The organism is Paraburkholderia caffeinilytica, assembly GCF_003368325.1.
In the GTDB taxonomy this organism is placed as follows: domain Bacteria; phylum Pseudomonadota; class Gammaproteobacteria; order Burkholderiales; family Burkholderiaceae; genus Paraburkholderia; species Paraburkholderia caffeinilytica.
Genome location: NZ_CP031467.1, coordinates 3673125 through 3689114 on the forward strand (window position 1 = coordinate 3673125; position 15990 = coordinate 3689114).

General features: G+C 64.6%; 17 protein-coding genes. 15 read left to right on the top strand and 2 right to left on the bottom strand.

Going from position 1 to position 15990, the window contains the following annotated elements; genetic code table 11:
• Nucleotide 1 precedes the first annotated feature (1 nt).
• From DSC91_RS32655 to DSC91_RS32700, 10 genes are all read left to right on the top strand, one after another.
• Entirely contained in the window at nt 2-1390 is a 1389-nt protein-coding gene (locus DSC91_RS32655) for a type II and III secretion system protein family protein (RefSeq protein ID WP_115782636.1), read from the top strand.
• Between the two features lie 132 nt (nt 1391-1522).
• A complete protein-coding gene (locus DSC91_RS32660; protein ID WP_115782637.1) occupies nt 1523-2764 on the top strand; it encodes a fimbrial protein in 1242 nt (413 codons plus the stop codon).
• 3 nt (nt 2765-2767) lie between these two features.
• Nucleotides 2768-4150 (top strand): TadA family conjugal transfer-associated ATPase, encoded by a 1383-nt coding sequence (locus DSC91_RS32665; protein ID WP_115782638.1) that lies wholly within the window; start codon nt 2768-2770, stop codon nt 4148-4150.
• Entirely contained in the window at nt 4143-5177 is a 1035-nt protein-coding gene (locus DSC91_RS32670) for a type II secretion system F family protein (protein ID WP_115782639.1), read from the top strand. Before DSC91_RS32665 ends, DSC91_RS32670 begins: the two co-directional genes overlap by 8 nt.
• Before the next feature lie 2 nt (nt 5178-5179).
• Nucleotides 5180-6193 (top strand): type II secretion system F family protein, encoded by a 1014-nt coding sequence (locus DSC91_RS32675; RefSeq protein ID WP_115782640.1) that lies wholly within the window; start codon nt 5180-5182, stop codon nt 6191-6193.
• Between the two features lie 10 nt (nt 6194-6203).
• The gene (locus DSC91_RS32680; RefSeq protein ID WP_229758112.1) at nt 6204-7085 is read left to right on the top strand and encodes a tetratricopeptide repeat protein; all 882 of its coding nucleotides are present in this window, start codon (nt 6204-6206) and stop codon (nt 7083-7085) included.
• Nucleotides 7086-7122: 37 nt separating this feature from the next.
• The gene (locus DSC91_RS32685) at nt 7123-7512 is read left to right on the top strand and encodes a DUF3613 domain-containing protein (RefSeq protein ID WP_373291814.1); all 390 of its coding nucleotides are present in this window, start codon (nt 7123-7125) and stop codon (nt 7510-7512) included.
• A 1-nt stretch (nt 7513) separates the two neighbouring features.
• Nucleotides 7514-9319, top strand: a complete 1806-nt coding sequence (locus tag DSC91_RS32690; RefSeq protein ID WP_115782641.1) for a TadG family pilus assembly protein — start codon at nt 7514-7516, stop codon at nt 9317-9319.
• A 15-nt stretch (nt 9320-9334) separates the two neighbouring features.
• Nucleotides 9335-10726 (top strand): sigma 54-interacting transcriptional regulator, encoded by a 1392-nt coding sequence (locus tag DSC91_RS32695; RefSeq protein WP_115782642.1) that lies wholly within the window; start codon nt 9335-9337, stop codon nt 10724-10726.
• 47 nt (nt 10727-10773) lie between these two features.
• A complete protein-coding gene (locus tag DSC91_RS32700) occupies nt 10774-11490 on the top strand; it encodes a DUF2968 domain-containing protein (protein WP_115782643.1) in 717 nt (238 codons plus the stop codon).
• 538 nt (nt 11491-12028) lie between these two features.
• Here the strand turns inward: DSC91_RS32700 and DSC91_RS32705 are convergent.
• Nucleotides 12029-12223, bottom strand: a complete 195-nt coding sequence (locus DSC91_RS32705; protein ID WP_115782644.1) for a hypothetical protein — start codon at nt 12221-12223, stop codon at nt 12029-12031.
• 346 nt (nt 12224-12569) lie between these two features.
• Between DSC91_RS32705 and DSC91_RS32710 the strand changes: the two genes are divergently transcribed.
• Nucleotides 12570-12797, top strand: a complete 228-nt coding sequence (locus DSC91_RS32710; protein WP_115782645.1) for a hypothetical protein — start codon at nt 12570-12572, stop codon at nt 12795-12797.
• Nucleotides 12798-12821: 24 nt separating this feature from the next.
• Here DSC91_RS32710 and hfq read toward each other — a convergent pair whose 3' ends face one another.
• Nucleotides 12822-13319 carry an RNA chaperone Hfq gene (gene hfq / locus DSC91_RS32715; protein WP_115782646.1) on the bottom strand — a complete coding sequence of 166 codons (498 nt, stop codon included), beginning with the start codon at nt 13317-13319 and terminating at the stop codon, nt 12822-12824.
• A gap of 352 nt (nt 13320-13671) precedes the next feature.
• On the opposite strand from hfq, the gene DSC91_RS37970 reads away from it, so the two are divergent.
• The 4 genes from DSC91_RS37970 (at nt 13672) to DSC91_RS32730 (ending at nt 15983) form a co-directional block, all read left to right on the top strand.
• Nucleotides 13672-13815: a hypothetical protein gene (locus DSC91_RS37970; RefSeq protein ID WP_167470535.1), complete on the top strand. Its 144-nt coding sequence runs from the start codon at nt 13672-13674 to the stop codon at nt 13813-13815.
• A gap of 15 nt (nt 13816-13830) precedes the next feature.
• Complete coding sequence (locus DSC91_RS32720) at nt 13831-14373, top strand: RNA polymerase sigma factor (protein ID WP_115782647.1); 543 nt, start codon at nt 13831-13833, stop codon at nt 14371-14373.
• Entirely contained in the window at nt 14370-15233 is an 864-nt protein-coding gene (locus tag DSC91_RS32725) for an anti-sigma factor (protein ID WP_115782648.1), read from the top strand. The genes DSC91_RS32720 and DSC91_RS32725 overlap by 4 nt, the downstream gene beginning before the upstream one ends.
• Before the next feature lie 270 nt (nt 15234-15503).
• Entirely contained in the window at nt 15504-15983 is a 480-nt protein-coding gene (locus DSC91_RS32730; RefSeq protein WP_115782649.1) for a hypothetical protein, read from the top strand.
• Nucleotides 15984-15990: the final 7 nt, after the last annotated feature.

A 15990-nucleotide genomic window follows, 5' to 3' on the forward strand; every position in this document is an offset into this window, starting at 1 on the left:
CATGACAGAACGGATTTTTGTTTTCGGGAAGGCGGCGTGGCTCGGATTGGCCTTGCTCGCCGTATCGGCTGCGGCTGATGCGGCGGGTCCGGTGCAGCAAGGGCATTCCGTACAGGCGTCCGAGGCCGTGCCCTCGCAGACCATCGACCTGAAGGTCGGCGCGCAGCAGCCGCTCGCGACAGGCCATACCTTGAAGCGGGTCGCGATCGGCGACCCCGCGGTGGCCGACGTGCTGATCATCAAGGGCGACAAGCGCGGCGGCGTGCTGCTGGTCGGCAAGGCGGCGGGCACGACCAACCTGATGCTATGGGCAAGCGATCGCGAGGCGCCACTGATCTATACGGTCAATGTCATCACGCCGGCGGCGGCTTCGCTGCTTGGACCGGATACGCCGGCCGTCAAGGTGCTCGGCAGCACGGCGGTGGTGTCCGGCTCGTCGGCGACGATGGAGGCGCACCAGCGCGCCGTGGTCGCGTCGGAAGGCTCGCTCGGCAAGGACGGCGCGGTGTTCGACACGTCGACTGTGGCGAGCCGAGCGGTGGTGCAGGTCGATGTGCGGGTGGTCGAGTTCAGCCGCTCGGTGCTTAAGGAAGTGGGTTTCAACTTCTTCAAGCAGAACAACGGTTTTTCGTTTGGTTCGTTTGCGCCATCGGCGCTGACCTCGGTTTCCGCGACCGCGGGGCAGCAGCCGCAAACGACGGCCACGACGCCGATCTCGTCGGCGTTCAACCTGATTTTCAACTCCGCCACGCACGGGTTGTTCGCGAACCTGAGCCTGTTGGAAAGCAACAACCTCGCACGCGTGCTGGCCGAGCCGACACTCGTGGCCTTATCCGGGCAGAGCGCCAGTTTCCTCGCCGGTGGCGAGGTGCCGATTCCCGTGCCGCAGGCGCTCGGTTCGACCTCGATCGAATTCAAGCCATACGGCGTCGGACTCACGCTGACGCCGACCGTATTGAGCCCGCAGCGCATCGCGTTGAAGGTGGCGCCCGAGGCGAGCCAGCTGGATTTCGCCAATGCCGTGACGATCAGCGGCGTGTCGGTGCCCGCGTTCACCACGCGGCGCGCGGATACCACGGTCGAACTCGGCGACGGCGAGAGTTTCGTGATCGGCGGCCTGATCGACCGCGAGACCGCATCGAATGTATCGAAGGTGCCGCTGCTCGGCGATCTGCCGGTGATCGGCACCTTCTTCAAGCAGCTGAACTACCAGCAGAACGAGAAAGAGCTGGTGATCATCGTGACGCCGCATCTGGTTTCGCCGCTCGCAAAGGGCGCGACCTTGCCGACGACGCCGGGTGAGCAGTCCGAACAGCGTAACGGGCCGGTGTGGCGCTCGCTGATCGGCGGCGTGGCGGCGCGCGATGCGGCGCCGGGATTTTCGAAGTGAAGCCGGCGGGCGCCCAGGCGGCGCGCCGGATCGATGGAGCATTGAGCCAGCGTGCACGCGAACCGCGCTTGCTCGCTGGCAAGCAGTACGACGCGGGGGCTTCGCGGCCCATGCCGCATAAGGATGTCCAATATGAACGCGAGAACGCATTCATTGACTGAACGGGCGGTCACCGATTATTTCGTGTTTGCGTCGTTAGCCGACGAACACGTGCATTGGCTCGCCGATACGCTGGTGGGCGCAGGTGTGGTCGAAGCGGCCACACTCGATCCGTCGATGCTGATGCAGCGCATTGCGGCGCTGAATCCTTCGCTGGTGTTCGTCGACTTCTCCGGCGGCCGCGGCGCGGCGGCGAGCGCCACGGCGAGCGCGGTGCGCACGGCCTATCCCGGCATGCAGATCGTCGCGCTCGGAACGCTTGCCGAGCCCGAAAGCGCTCTCGCCGCGCTGCGTGCCGGCGTGCGCGATTTCATCGACCTGTCGGCGCCCGCCGAAGACGCGTTGCGCATCACGCGTCAAGTCCTGGACAACCTTGTGGAACCGGTCAGCCGCCATGGCAACGTCACCGCGCTGCTGGGCGCGCGCGTCGGCATGGGCGTGAGCACGCTGGCCGCGAATCTCGCGGTGATGCTGCAACGGCGCGACGTCGCGCAAGGCCGGCAAGCTGCCTTGCTCGATCTCGGCTTGCCGGCCGGCGACGGCTCGCTGCTCCTGAATACGCGCAGCGAATTCAATTTCGTCGAAGCCGTGCGCAATCTGCGCCGCTTCGATCAGACCTTCGTGCACACCGCACTGTCGCATCATTCGAGCGGTCTCGCGCTCACCACGCTGCCGCCGAATCTCGCCGACATGCGCGAGGTGTCGTATTCCTCGTCGATAGGTTTGCTGAACCGGTTGCGCGCGTTCTTCGATCAGCAGATCGTCGACCTCGGCGGCTTTACCAACAGCGAGTTCATCGCTCACGTCGTGCAGGCCGCCGACGAAACGTGGCTGTTGTGCGATCAGGGCGTCGCCTCGATCGTTTCGGCGGTCGGCGTGCTCGACGCGTTGCGCGAAGAGGGCGTGGATACGGCGAACGTGCGGTTGATCGTCAACAAGTTCGACGCCGACCTCGGTCTCGCCGCCGCGCAGATCGCGCAGCGCCTGGATATTCCGTTGCTCGCCACCTTGCCGGAGCGGCGCATCACGCTCGGCCAGGCGGTCAACCAGGGGCATCTGCTGGCCGATGTCGCGGCGCGCGATCCGTACGTGCGCGCACTCGAACCTCTGATCGAACGGCTCGGCGGCGCCGCGCGCGCGGCCGCGCAAGCACGCAGCAAATCGGCGCTCGGCGCGCTCAAGCGCTTCATTCCAACCCCTTACAAGCGGTCATAGACGATGGCAAAAGAAATCGAATTTGCCGACGACGCGCCTTCGTTCGCGCATAGCCAGCAGTTCCAGGACATCAAGAACGCCGCGCACGAACACCTGCTGACGCGTATCGAGGAGCTCGGCTCCGAGTTCGGCCGCTGGTCGCGCAACGCGATCAACCAGTTCGTCGATCTGGAAATGGACAGCTTTGTGAGGCTGCGCCGGATACCGATCAACGAGAGTGAAGTGCGGTTGATCGCCGAGGCGCTGACCAAGGAACTCGCGGGCTTCGGCCCGATCGAGGATCTGCTCGCCGATCCGGCCGTCGAGGATATTCTGATCAACGGCTACAACGACGTCTATGTGTCGCGCCACGGCATTCTGACCAAGATTCAGGTGCGCTTTGCCGACAACGCGCATCTGCTGCGTATCGTGCGGCGCATTCTCGCGCCGATCGGGCGGCGTCTGGACGAATCGAATCCGATGGTCGACGCGCGGCTGCCGAACGGCGGGCGTGTGAATGTCGTGATCGAGCCGCTGTCGATCGACGGGCCGATCGTCTCGATCCGCAAATTCCGCAAAGATCCGATGCGCCCCGAGGATCTGCTCGGCAACGGCACCTACAGCCCGGAAATCGGCGCGCTGCTCGAAGCGGCGGTCGCCGCGCGTTGCAACGTGCTGGTCTCGGGCGGGACGAGCTCGGGCAAGACCTCGCTGCTCAACGCGCTGGCATTCCACATTCCCGAGCCGGAGCGGGTCGTGACCATCGAGGACACGGCCGAACTGTCGTTGAACCACCCGCACGTGGTGCGGCTCGAGAGCCGTCCGGGCGGCTTCGACGGCGCGGGCGTCGTGACGATTCGCGATCTGTTGCGCAATACCTTGCGGATGCGGCCGGACCGCATCATCGTCGGCGAAGTGCGCGGCGGCGAGGTGCTCGAAATGCTGCAGGCGATGAACACCGGCCACGACGGCTCGATGGGCACGGTGCACGCCAGCTCGCCGCGCGAATGTCTGTACCGCCTCGAAATGCTGGCCGGTTTTGCGGGCTTTCAGGGCACCGAGTCGAGCTTGCGCCGGCAGATCGCCAATGCGATCGACTTCATCGTGCAGATCGGCCGGCTCTCGAACGGGCGTCGGCGGATTCTTTCGATTACCGAAGTAACCGGTCTGTCGGACAACATCATCGCGACGCAGGAGCTTTATCGCTACGAGCCGGTCGCGACCGCGGAAGGCGATGAGCTCGATAACTGGGTGTCGCTCGGTATTCATCCGCACTCGCCGAAACTCGCGCGTTTTCGCCAGGCGTTGGGCGGCGAGATACAGAACGGCTTCGGCAACGCGGGCTTCAGCGGCGGCGGCTTCGGAGGCGGCGGTGGTGGCGGTTTCGGCGGAGGCTTCAATGTCTAGCGTGGTACTGGTCTTCGCGGCGCTCGCGCTGCTATGCGCGGCGCTCGCGTTGCTGCTCTGGCAGCGTGGCGCGCAGCGCAAAGACCAGGCGAGCACCGAGCGCTATATCGATAGCCGCATGGCGGTGGCCATGCCGACCGGCGCGGGTGCGGGCGGGGTGGCGAGCGGTGCGGGGGGCGGTCCGCGCGTCGCCGCCGCGCGCGCCGCCGCGGCGTCTGCCGCGATCGCGCCGCAAGCACCCCCGGCGGATGCAGGCTGGCTCGCGCGAGCGCGCTACCTGCAAGCGCGCGTGCGCTTCATCGTGCAACACGCAATGGCTCGCTCGGGCATTGCCAACGCCCGGGCGCCTGCGACGATTGCCGGTGCAATCGTGCTGTTGCTGTGCGGCTGGGCCGCGTTGGCAGGCGGCGTGCTCGCCGCCGGCGCGATGCTGATTGCGTGCGCAATGTTTATTTATTTTCTGCTGGCGATGCGCGCGAACAAGCGTCGTCAACTGATCGTGCGGCAATTGCCGCTGTTCCTCGACGGCATCGTGCGTCTGATTACGCTCGGCAACAGCGTGCCGGCCGCGTTTCAGGCCGCGTTGCAGAACACCGAGGCGCCGCTGCGCGAATGTCTGGACTATGTCTCCCGGATGCTGCGCACCGGTGTCGAAATCGATCGCGCGCTGTCCCAGGTCGCGGTGATCTATGGCGTGCGCGAGCTCGAACTCGTTGGCGCTGTCCTGCGTCTGTCGGTCAAGTACGGCGGCCGCGCCGACGTGATGCTCGACCGCATGTCTTCGTTCATGCGCGATCTCGAACAGGCCGAGCGCGAACTCGTGGCGATGTCGGCGGAAACGCGGCTGTCGTCGTGGGTGCTGGCGATGCTGCCGATCGGCATCGGCGGTTTTCTGATTCTCTCCAATCCTAAGTATTTCGCGTCGATGTGGTTCGATCCGACCGGACGGCTGCTCGTCTACCTGGCGTTTGCTTTGCAAGTCGCGGGCGCCTATCTGCTGTATCGCCTCGCGAATCTGAGGAGCTGACGATGCAGGCTTATCAACTCGTCGCTCTCGCGTTGGCTCTGGCCGCGCTCGCAGTGCTGCTGCTTGCCGGTCTGGTGCTGGCGCGCGTGGCCGCCGTGCGGCGCAGCGAACGCACGCTAAGACACGCGCTCGACGAGCGCGCGTTGCAAACCGCGGCGCTCGCGTCCGCGGCGGCTGCGCGTGGCGCGGACGGCGCGCAGGGCAACTCAAAAGCTGCCTTGCGAAACGTGCAACTCAAGGGGTTCAAGGGGCTGCTCGAGCGCTTCGCGCACACCGGGATTCGCTGGCTCGACACGCCGTTCGGCCGCCAGGTCGTGGCCGAGGAAGACCGCCGCCTGCTTGAGCAGTGCGGTTTCGTGGATACGCGCACGCGCGGCCTGTTTCTGGTGGCGCGGCTCGTGGGCGCACTGGTGCTGCCGGTGCTGGTCGGTACCTTGGCGCGTGGCGCTCTGGACGGTCCACGCTATGTCGTGCTCGTGGTCATCTCGACCATGGCGGGCTTCATGGTGCCGAAAATCATCCTCAAGCGGCGAGCCGGCAAGCGCCGACTCGGCGTAGTCGACGAACTGCCGTTGCTGGTCGATCTGTTGCGCCTGCTGCAGGGCGTGGGCTTGTCGCTCGATCAAAGCTTGCAAGTCATGGTCAACGATTTCCGCTCGATGCTGCCCGTGCTCTCGAGCGAACTCGAAATCGCGCAGCGCCAGTTCGCGGCGGGCCGCACCCGCGAGCAATCGCTGAACCGGCTCGCTTCCAGTTACGACAACGAAGATCTGCGCGCGGTCGTGCGCCTGCTGGTGCAGGTCGACCGGCACGGCGGCGCCGTTCAGGAGCCGCTCAAGCAGTTCGGCGACCGCCTGCGCGAATCGCGCCGGGCGATGTTGCGCGAGCGCATTGGCCGTCTCGCCGTGAAGATGACCGGTGTGATGATCGTCACGTTGCTGCCCGCGCTGATGATCGTCACCGCCGGCCCAGGCGTACTGGCTGTCCAGCATTCGCTGGTCGCGATGCATCGGTAAGGATCTGGCAATGGCTCACTGTCTATCGTTCGAACCTCTGACGCGCCCGGCCGAAAGCGCGCGCCGTGCCGCACGCTGCGGCGTGGCACTGGCGGCGTTTTTCCTGCTTGGCGCGTGCGCGTCCAAAGACGTCGCGGGTTACGGCGTCGGGCCGCAGGCCGAACGTGCGGCGATGGCCCAGCAAGCCAATCGCGATCCCGCGCCGGACACGCCCGGCATGTATCTCGGACTGATCGACCAGATGCAGTCGCAGGGACTTTACTTCGCCTCGCTCGCGCATATCGACGCGTACGAAAAGCAATACGGTGTGAGTCCCGACACGATTTTGCTGCGCGCCGACGCGTTGCGGATGACCGATCAGCCCGCCGCCGCAGCGACCACGTACGGCCAGTTGCTGAAGACGCCGCTCGCCATGCGTGGCTATCGCGGGCTTGGTCTGATCGCCGGCGCGGCCGGCGACTTTGCGCGCGCCGCGCAGGAATTGCAGCAGGCCGCGCAACTCGCGCCGACCGATGCGGCGACCCTGTCGGATCTCGGCTACGCGAAGCTGCGCGATGGCGATGTGAACGGCGCGCGCGTGCCGTTGATGAAGGCGGCCGAACTCGATCAGAACAATCCGAAGATCGTCAGCAACATGGTGCTTTATCTGCTCGCCAACGGCGACCAGGCAGAGGCGCTGGCGGTGATGAATCAGCAGAAGTTCACGCCGGACGTGCGTGCGGCGATTCGCAGCGATGCGGCGAAGGTGGCCGCGGCAGGACGCTCGCAAGCGCGCGGGACTCAGGCGCAATCACAACAACAGCTCGGGCAGGCCGGTGCAGGCACCGGCACGGTCGCGAGCGCGCAGGGTATCGAACCGGCACCGCGCTTATTGCAGCGTTTCGCGCAGTGAGCGCGCGGTGCCCGATCAGGCAATCAGGGGAATCGAGATGCATAAAAGAACAACGAATCGGGGCTGGGCGGCATCGGTGCTGCGAGTGCTGTGCTTGGGCGCGGCGATTGGCATGGCGGCTTCAGCGGTTGCGCAGACAAGCGACGCCGCTCAGCCGGCAGAGGCCACGCAGCCGCTGGTCCGGGCAAGCGAAGTGGGTCACTCGACCCGCGCCTGGCTCGACCTGCAAAGCAGCAACGCGGAAGCCGCGCCCGCGCTGCCGATGCTCGGCGCCGAAGCCGGGCTTGCCTACCGGCGGTACATGGAATCGTTCAAGAGCAAGATTCCCGATCTGTACGGGTCGGCGCTGAATGCCGGCAACGGTGGCGGTAACGGCGGCGCGATGGGCGTAACCGGTGGGACGGGCCCTGGCGTCGGTTCGAACTGACATGCGCAAACCTTCGACCTTTACCGTGGCCGCTGGCTATCCGCGCTCGCTTCGCGCGCGGCGCGGCGGCGCGTCGATGCCTGGCGGGCGCCGCCAGCATGGCGCGGTCGCGGTTCTGGCGGTGATCTGGCTGAGCATTGCGATCGCGGCGCTCGGCGCGATCGATATCGGCAATGTGTTTTTCGTGCGCAGGCAGTTGCAGAGCACGGCGGACCTGGCGGCGATGGCGGGCGTGCAACTGGTCAACAGCGCCGGTGGTTGCTCCGCGGCGACCGCGGCGGCAACACAAAACGCGACGACCAATGGTTTGCCGACCACCGGCACCGTTACGGTGTCGTGCGGCAGATGGGACACGGCGACCAGCACGACGTTGACTACTCCCCCGACCGACGGGACGGGTTCGCCGATCAACGCGGTGAATGTGACCGTCGGAGAATCGGTCCCGTACTTTTTTCTTGGGCCGGCGCGCAACCTGCAAGCATCGGCGACAGCGAAAGCGACGAACATCGGCGTATTTACGATCGGCACTTCGCTGATTTCAGTGGGCAGTAACGGATGCACGGCCTCAGCCAGTACTCTGAACAACGTACTCGGCGGTCTGCTCGGCATCAACCTGCAACTGGACGCGGTGTCGTACTGCGGCCTGGCGACCGCGCGGGTCAAGGTGCGCGATCTTGTGGTAGCGGCCAATGCGGGCACGGTCGATGGATTGCTCGCGCTTCCGGTCACGGTGAGCAGCCTTGCCAATCTGATGGTGTCCGCGTTGCAGCAGACGTCGGTTGTCAATGCCAATCTGAGCTCCACCATCGGTGCGCTGCAGACAGTGGTGAGCGCCAACGTGCCAGGTGGGTTCAACATTGGCGACAGTTCTTCGGCATCAGGCCTGTTATCGCTCGGTCTGGCCAATACGCAGGCTGCGCTCGATGCAACGATCAGTCCACTGGATGCGTTGATTGTGTCTGCTGAAATCGCCAGGAAGGGACAGCCGCCTATCAACATTGCGGCGGGCCTGAATCTGCCTGGACTCAGCACCACCTTGCAGTTGCAGATCATCCAGCCGCCGGTGCTGGCGGTCGGTGAAGCAGGCACGGCAGCCGGCGACTCGACAGCATGGGTCACGACAGCACGCTCCGCGCAGGTGCGGGCGTACCTGAATCTGAATCTGGGGACGGCTTCGTTGCCGCTCGGCTTCCTCGGTGCGCTGCTCCCAATCAATGTCAATCTGCCGATTTACCTCGAGGTGGCGCCGGGGCAAGCGGGACTAAGCTCGACACGGTGCGCATCGACAAGTCAGGCCAGTCAATCGGTGATTGGCGTTCAGACGGGGCTCGCGAATGTTTGTGTCGGCGATCCGCCGAACAATCTGTCCGCGTCGAAGGCGTTTAGCTGCAAGAAGCCCGCCACCCTTGTGAACGTATTGAACGTGGCGACTGTTACTGGTGTGGCATCGGTTTCTGCGGTGAATCCGCAGACCGCCTCGCTTACTTTCGACGGTGTCGTCGATAACGAATATCAATCTACCAATTCGAACAATGTCGGCGGTGTCATTTCCAATGCGTTGTCAGGCCTTGGCGCTCAACTGGCAAAGCCGAACGCGTTGACCGTTACGCTGCTCGGTGGTTTGAGCCTGCCGCTAGGCTCGATCGTGTCGCCTATCGTTACGCTTCTCGGTAACGTGCTAGCGCCCGCGCTTGCCGGCCTCGACACGCTCCTTGTTCCCGTGCTGCAACTTCTCGGCGCGCAGATTGGCGTCAGCACAATTCACGACCTGTCGCTGACATGCGGCGTCTCGCAACTGGTCAACTAGCGTAACCAAGACAAGATGAGAACCAACACCAAAATCGAGGAACTCGATATCTACGTCTGGGAAGGCAAGGCCGACATCGTCGACCGGGTCGCGCGCTGCATGGCGAGCTTCGACGTCGAAGTGATCCGCGCGGACGATATCGCGATCTCGCCTGAACGGACGGCGCTGCGGCCATCGCTCGCGATCATCAGCGTGTCGGTGATCGACAGCGGCGCGCTGCTCATGCGCGACTGGCAGGCCGCCCACGGCATTCCCGTCGTGTGGGTCGGCGCCGCGCCGCGCGACCATGATCCGGCGACTTACCCGTCCGACTATTCGCACATCCTGCCGCTCGACTTCACCTGCGCCGAATTGCGCGGCATGGTGATGAAGCTGGTGCTGCAATTGCGCGCGCACAGCGCCAAGACGCACGAGTCGGATGCGATGATCGCCAACTCGGAGTGCATGCAGGCGCTGCTGCACGAAGTCGACACGTTCGCCGACTGCGACACGAGCGTGCTGGTGCACGGCGAAACCGGGGTCGGCAAGGAGCGCATCGCGCAACTGCTGCACGAAAAACATACCCGCTACGGCCAGGGGCCGTTCGTCGCGGTGAACTGCGGTGCGATTCCGGACGGTCTGTTCGAATCGCTGTTCTTCGGTCACTCGAAAGGCTCGTTTACGGGCGCGGTGGTCGCGCACAAGGGTTACTTCGAACAGGCCGACGGTGGCACGCTGTTCCTCGACGAAATCGGCGATCTGCCGCTCTACCAGCAGGTCAAGCTACTGCGCGTGCTCGAAGACAGCGCGGTCACGCGCATCGGTTCGGCCACGCCGGTGAAGCTCGACTTCCGGCTGGTGGCGGCGACCAACAAGCATTTGCCGCAACTGGTCAAGGACGGCACCTTCCGCGCCGATCTTTACTATCGGCTTGCAGTGATCGAGCTGAAGATTCCGTCCCTCGAAGAGCGCGGCGCGGTCGACAAGATTGCGATCTTCAAGGCGTTCATTGCGCAGGTCGTCGGCAGCGAGCGTCTTTCCGCGTTGCCGGACCTGCCGTACTGGCTGGCCGACGCGGTGGCCGACACTTACTTCCCCGGCAATGTGCGCGAACTGCGCAACCTGGCCGAGCGGATCGGCGTGACGGTGCGTCAGATCGGCGCGTGGGACGCGGCGCGCCTGCAGCGGCTGCTCGCGCTTGCGCGCACCAGCCAGCCGGTGCCGGCCGAGAGCGCCGCCGAGGTGCTGGTGGATCGCAGCAAATGGGACATGGCCGAGCGCAACCGCGTGCTGGCCGCGCTCGACGCAAACGGTTGGCGCCGCCAGGACACGGCCCTTTATCTGGGGATCAGCCGCAAGGTTTTGTGGGAGAAGATGCGTAAGTATCAAATTTTTGACGAAGAGCCCGAAACACGCGAAAGTGAGTAATAATGAGACGGTTGTACTAAAACAAAATCTGTTCAAGCAGGATTTACATGGACCGAAAGTCGAAACTACGGCGGATTGCCCTGGCAGCAGTCATCGCAATGGGGGCGGTGCAGGGCGTGAACGCGCAAGCTCTGGCGGATAACGGGTCGAGTGCTGGCGTCGTTTCCCAGCCGGGCGCGCCGACCGCCTTGCCGGCCAATTCAGTGGCTGGACAGGCGCAGACAAGTGCGTTGACGCCGGACGAAGCCAAGCAGTCTGCAGCGGGGAATGTGGCGGAATTGCAGCAGATGATCCGGGGCTCGGATCTGAGCGAATTGCGCACGACGTACAACGGCAGTTACGGCGCGAGCTTGCTGTTTTATGGCAAGGAGATGACGTACTACGTGGCGTTGTTCCAGCAAAAGAACTTCTGGCGCGTTATCAAGACGCAGGACGCCACGCGTGCGGACATGATCTATAAGGATTTTGTGCGTCAGACGCTGCAACTGTCGGACGTCGAGATTCGCCGCACACAGCTGGAGGCGCAGAAGGCGTTCACGGAGCGCATGATCGCGTTGTCGCAGGACCGTGCCAACCGCTTGCAGGCCGACCTTGACGTTGCGCATCAGCAGCAGACGATTGTTGCGAATCAGCAGCAGCAGACCCGAGCCGAGGCAACGGCGCTGGCGCAGCAGAAGGCTGCCGCACAAGACCAGCTGCGCGCCGCGCAACGCCAGGTTCGCGAACTGCAGCGTCAACTGGAAACCGGCCTGCCGTCGCACTGAGCGCGACGACCGGAAGATGGGCGGGCAAGGCGGCTTTAACAGCGCCGCCCACCCCATTGAACGTACAAGCCGAACATACAACGCGAACGTACAGGCCTGGCGTACAACCCGGCCGTACAACCCGTTTAGTAGCGCAAGTCACCAATCCCCGCAGTAGACCCCGCAGCAGAAAGCCTCGTTTCCGAAGCATCACCACACGAGCAGACATCCCGCACCTGGTTTCCCATGCAGACCCGTCCGCGACGCACGTAGTGCGGAGTGGGAGCTGATGAGTCCTTTGTCACAAGCGCATGCAGGAGCGCGAGCACGGATTCCACGGAGCCACTACCGCTTGCAGGCCACGGTTCCCGCTTAGCAAGATCGGTGTGAGCCGCTTTCTTTGCTTATCTTTCTTTGCGGGGCGGCAAAGAAAGTAAGTGCCTGCCCCGCACAGGGGCGAACGCTAATAGACCACAAACAATGCAAGGAAAGGCACCCTAACCTAACAAGCAAGCGCCCCACCCACCACGCGCCCCGCAACACAAAAAAAAGCACACCCCTAATGATGCCGCTTCTTCTGAGCCGAACGCGTCTCATCCCTTGGCGAGTGCCGCGGCTCACTCAGATCGACTGCGATCGGATCGCTAGCGGGAAAGCTTTCTTCGAGAGCCTCATCGAGGCGGCTTTCCGCGGACGCGGCGGGCGGCTGCGCCGCTTTGTTGCGATGAGGTGCAAGTTGCTTCTGCTTGGTCATGACACGCTCCATTAGAAGAAGAGGGTCGACAATTCAGCATAGTGCAAAGCGACCCAAGGCGAGCATCAGCTGAACGACCTAAGCCCTCGCGCCGTAAGCATGTCCTTCAAAGCCAAAACCCCGACTCCAAAAAACCAGACCCCAAAAAACACCAGCCCAGATCCCAACAAGCAAAAAAACAAAACTTAAAACCAACCCGCATCAAGTCGTTCTCCGAGTGTCGCCTGACAAGAAAAGCATCCATCGGCCGCACAGGCCGGCAAACCGCACGGCATACCGTGAACGGGCAACGTCCAGCTCGGGAGGGGAGCAAACAGAAGCAGCGAACAACAAGGCAGCGAACGACATGGACCGAAAAAAACCGGCGCGCGCGCAGCGCTTCAATGCGTCACACGTGGTGGAAGCCGAACTGGAACATCTGGATTGGGCAACACGGCAACCGGCGCTGCGCATGCTGGACGCCGTGTACTGGCGCCGCCGCGTGCTGGCGGTCAAATGCGGATTCGAGCTGACGGACTTGCAGGTGATGCGATTGGAGAAGATTCTGCAGCGGCTCGGCTATCCGTCGGAGTAGGCGAGCCGCTGCGGCGCAGCCGCTTTATTCGTTGCCGCCGCTGGCGCCGCCGTTACCACCATGATTGCCGCCGCCATGGTTGCCGCCGTCGCCGCCACCCGTGCCGAACAGACGCCGGCGGCGTGTTACGACCACCGGACCGTCGGACGTGCTGCTGCTGCGATCGGGCGCAGGGCGATCCGAAGACGGCGCGCCATACGACTCGCGCGGTTCACGCGGCTCCCGGTGATCGCGCGGTTCACGCGAGCCGTGCGGGCCACGCGTGGTGTGTTCGCCGTGCGAAGGCCGCCCCCCGGCGCGCGGCGCCGGACGGGTGCCGGTGTCGAGCTGGATCGTCGAGATCGCGCGCTTGTAAATGCCTTGCAGGCCGACAGGCGTGCGCAGCATCACCAGATACTGATCGAACGACTCGATGCACCCTGTCAGGCGAATGCCGTTGACAAGATAGATCTCGACGCGCTTTCGTTCTTTGCGCGCAGCGTTCATGAAGTCGTTTTGCGGATGCGATTCTGCGGAAGCCATGGACAATTCAGGTTAGAAAGACGGTTGTTCGCCGCGATTCTACCCTGTGTGGGGGCGGAACGCGTCAGCGGGCGAACTGCGTCCACTATAACGGCTTGCGCGCACATAAGCATCCGATAACTATTAGCTGTAACGTTGAGTTACGAATCTGCCGAAGAATAGCGCCTTCTGCAGCCCCATTCGGGCGCGCCCGATCGGGGTGGCGGAAAAAGATGGGGCGCGCCGGTGCCGCACGTGGAATAAATCTCGGGCCGTTCACGTTAATTCAGACATGGCAGCGCTGCATATCGCACGCGGCCGATCGGGTTCCGGCTCGCAAGCGCCGTCCGGGGCGCTCATCAGGAGACTTACCATGAAAGTATCCCGCATTCTGTCCGCCGCCTTCGTGCTGCTGGCGCTCGCGCTAGGCTCGCTCGCAACGAGCGGCTGCACCTCCGCAACCGACAACAGCGCCTCGGGCACCAGCGGCAACACGGGCAGCGGCGGCGGCTACTGAGCGTTGCCACGCCGGGTGAATTTCGAAGCGGAAGTGATTTCGTGGCTCCCTCAGTTGCGCCGCTACGCGCGCGCACTGACGGGTGACCGCGCCTGGGCCGACGACCTCGTGCAGGATACGGCGGAGCGCGCGCTCGCGCGCTGGTCGGCGTTCCGTCCGAACAGCAACCTGCGCGCGTGGCTCCTGACGATCCTGCGGCATCTTTACATCGATCAGTTGCGCGGCCGCCGCGAGATCGCCGTCGACGATGAAAGCGCGCCGTGGCGCAATCTCGAAGCGCCGCATGGCGAGGTCGACGGTCTGGTGTTGCGCGATCTGCAGCGGGCGCTGTATTGCCTGCCGGTCGAGCAGCGGGAAGTGCTGCTGCTCGTTTGCGTGGAGGAACTGTCTTATCAGGAAGCGTCGAAAGCGCTCGGCGTGCCGATCGGCACAGTGATGTCGCGGCTGTCGCGCGCGCGGGAACACATGCGCGTGCTGATGACGGAGGGGCCGGTCGAAGGGGGCGCCGTGGGGTTGGCGCGTAAGGTTCCGCCGCTGAAAGTAGTGAGAAATCCGTGATGAATGACGACCACGATTCCAGTTTGCCTGAGGGGCTCGATCTGCGAGCGCTGTCGGCGTTTGTCGACGGCGAATTGCCGCTTGCGGAGCGCACCGCGGTCGAGGCGCAACTGGCGCAGCAGCCGGAGGCTGCCGCGAAACTGGCCGCATGGCGCGCGCAGAAAACGGCGCTGCAGGCGCTCTGTGGTGCGCCGCAGCGTAGCGAGCACGATGAGCGCAACGAGCGCAACGGGAGCGTTGGACAGCGCGCCGCGGACGACGAGCCGGCCTTCATCGTGGTGCGGCGGCCGACGCCGCGGTGGCAACGCGTCGGCCTCGCGGCGTGCTGGCTCGCGGCCGGCGCGGGCCTCGCGCTCGCCTTGGGTCCGCTCGCCCCGCGTCTGACGGGGGGCGCCTGGGACGGTCTGGGCGGCCGGCCGCCGAGCTTCGCCGAGCGCGCCGATATCGCGTATGCGGTGTACACGCCTGAGCGGCGGCATCCGGTGGAAGTCGCCGCGAACGAGGAAGAGCATCTGATCAACTGGCTATCGAAGCGCCTGAACCGGCCGCTGTCGGTGCCGTCATTGCAGGAATACGGTTATTCGCTGGTGGGCGGGCGTTTGTTGCCCGGCGAAGCAGGGCCGGCCGCCCAGTTCATGTACGAGAATCCCAACGGCGCGCGCCTCACGCTGTACATCACTGGCATTTCTCGCGACGAAACCGCGTTCCGCCTGTTCCGCGACGGTAACCGCCGGACCTTCTACTGGGTCAGCGACCGCATGGGCTACGCATTGTCCGGGCCGATCGCGGAAGACAAGCTGCGCTCGATTGCCATCGAAGTGTGCAGCGCGCTAGGCGGCAAGCCGGAGGCCTGGCAATAGCGCTGAACGCACGGCCAGCACGTGGGCCAGGCAAACCCGCCGGGCCTCGGATTCCTCTGCAACACCTGGTAACAGAAACGCCCGTGCGCCCGTGCGCGGCGCCGGAATAGCGTTGCGCGGCGCGTCGTTTACCTGTTGCAGGATCGTGCTGTCCCGCCTTGCAAGCGCGTTGCGACGGCGCGGTCTCGTGCAAGGCAAACCGACGGGGTCTTCACGGTGTCGATACGCTTTTTGCGAGTCGCAACGCCGGCGCGTCGAGGCAGCGAAATCATGCTTACTTTTCATCAGTTCGGCACGGGGCTGCGTTCCGGCGTAGCGTGTCTGTGCCTGTGCGCCGCTTACGCGGCGCCGGTCGAAGCGCAATCGGACGCGAGTGCGCCGCCGACTGACACGTCGACCTGCCGCTTCGTCGTGGGTCAGGCGGAAATCGACGGCGTCATGCAGCAGGTCAGCGGCCGAGCGTGCCTGCAGCCCGACGGCAGCTGGCAGATCGTCGAAGACGATGCCGCCGCGCTGGCCTTGGCGCCGGCGCCGGTGTATTACTACGATCCATGGTATTGGGGGCCGCCGGTGGTGTTCACCGGCGTGTCGTTCGTTTTCGTCGACCGCTTTCATCATTTTCATCACATGGATCATGTGCGTCCCATGCACGGGTCGATTGGCATGGGTGGGCGAGGCGGCTGGCATGGGGGCGCGTCGACGCACATGTGGGGCGGCATGTCGCACGGTGGTGGCGGGATGCGCCGCTAGCTTGCCC

What these genes read in the sequence shown, in the direction of transcription:
- DSC91_RS32655 (WP_115782636.1), top strand. Translation starts at nt 2, where the DNA reads ATGACAGAACGGATTTTTGTTTTCGGGAAGGCGGCGTGGCTCGGATTG.
- DSC91_RS32660 (WP_115782637.1), top strand. Translation starts at nt 1,523, where the DNA reads ATGAACGCGAGAACGCATTCATTGACTGAACGGGCGGTCACCGATTAT.
- DSC91_RS32665 (WP_115782638.1), top strand. Translation starts at nt 2,768, where the DNA reads ATGGCAAAAGAAATCGAATTTGCCGACGACGCGCCTTCGTTCGCGCAT.
- DSC91_RS32670 (WP_115782639.1), top strand. Translation starts at nt 4,143, where the DNA reads ATGTCTAGCGTGGTACTGGTCTTCGCGGCGCTCGCGCTGCTATGCGCG.
- DSC91_RS32675 (WP_115782640.1), top strand. Translation starts at nt 5,180, where the DNA reads ATGCAGGCTTATCAACTCGTCGCTCTCGCGTTGGCTCTGGCCGCGCTC.
- DSC91_RS32680 (WP_229758112.1), top strand. Translation starts at nt 6,204, where the DNA reads ATGGCTCACTGTCTATCGTTCGAACCTCTGACGCGCCCGGCCGAAAGC.
- DSC91_RS32685 (WP_373291814.1), top strand. Translation starts at nt 7,123, where the DNA reads ATGCATAAAAGAACAACGAATCGGGGCTGGGCGGCATCGGTGCTGCGA.
- DSC91_RS32690 (WP_115782641.1), top strand. Translation starts at nt 7,514, where the DNA reads ATGCGCAAACCTTCGACCTTTACCGTGGCCGCTGGCTATCCGCGCTCG.
- DSC91_RS32695 (WP_115782642.1), top strand. Translation starts at nt 9,335, where the DNA reads ATGAGAACCAACACCAAAATCGAGGAACTCGATATCTACGTCTGGGAA.
- DSC91_RS32700 (WP_115782643.1), top strand. Translation starts at nt 10,774, where the DNA reads ATGGACCGAAAGTCGAAACTACGGCGGATTGCCCTGGCAGCAGTCATC.
- DSC91_RS32705 (WP_115782644.1), bottom strand. Translation starts at nt 12,223, where the DNA reads ATGACCAAGCAGAAGCAACTTGCACCTCATCGCAACAAAGCGGCGCAG.
- DSC91_RS32710 (WP_115782645.1), top strand. Translation starts at nt 12,570, where the DNA reads ATGGACCGAAAAAAACCGGCGCGCGCGCAGCGCTTCAATGCGTCACAC.
- hfq (WP_115782646.1), bottom strand. Translation starts at nt 13,319, where the DNA reads ATGGCTTCCGCAGAATCGCATCCGCAAAACGACTTCATGAACGCTGCG.
- DSC91_RS37970 (WP_167470535.1), top strand. Translation starts at nt 13,672, where the DNA reads ATGAAAGTATCCCGCATTCTGTCCGCCGCCTTCGTGCTGCTGGCGCTC.
- DSC91_RS32730 (WP_115782649.1), top strand. Translation starts at nt 15,504, where the DNA reads ATGCTTACTTTTCATCAGTTCGGCACGGGGCTGCGTTCCGGCGTAGCG.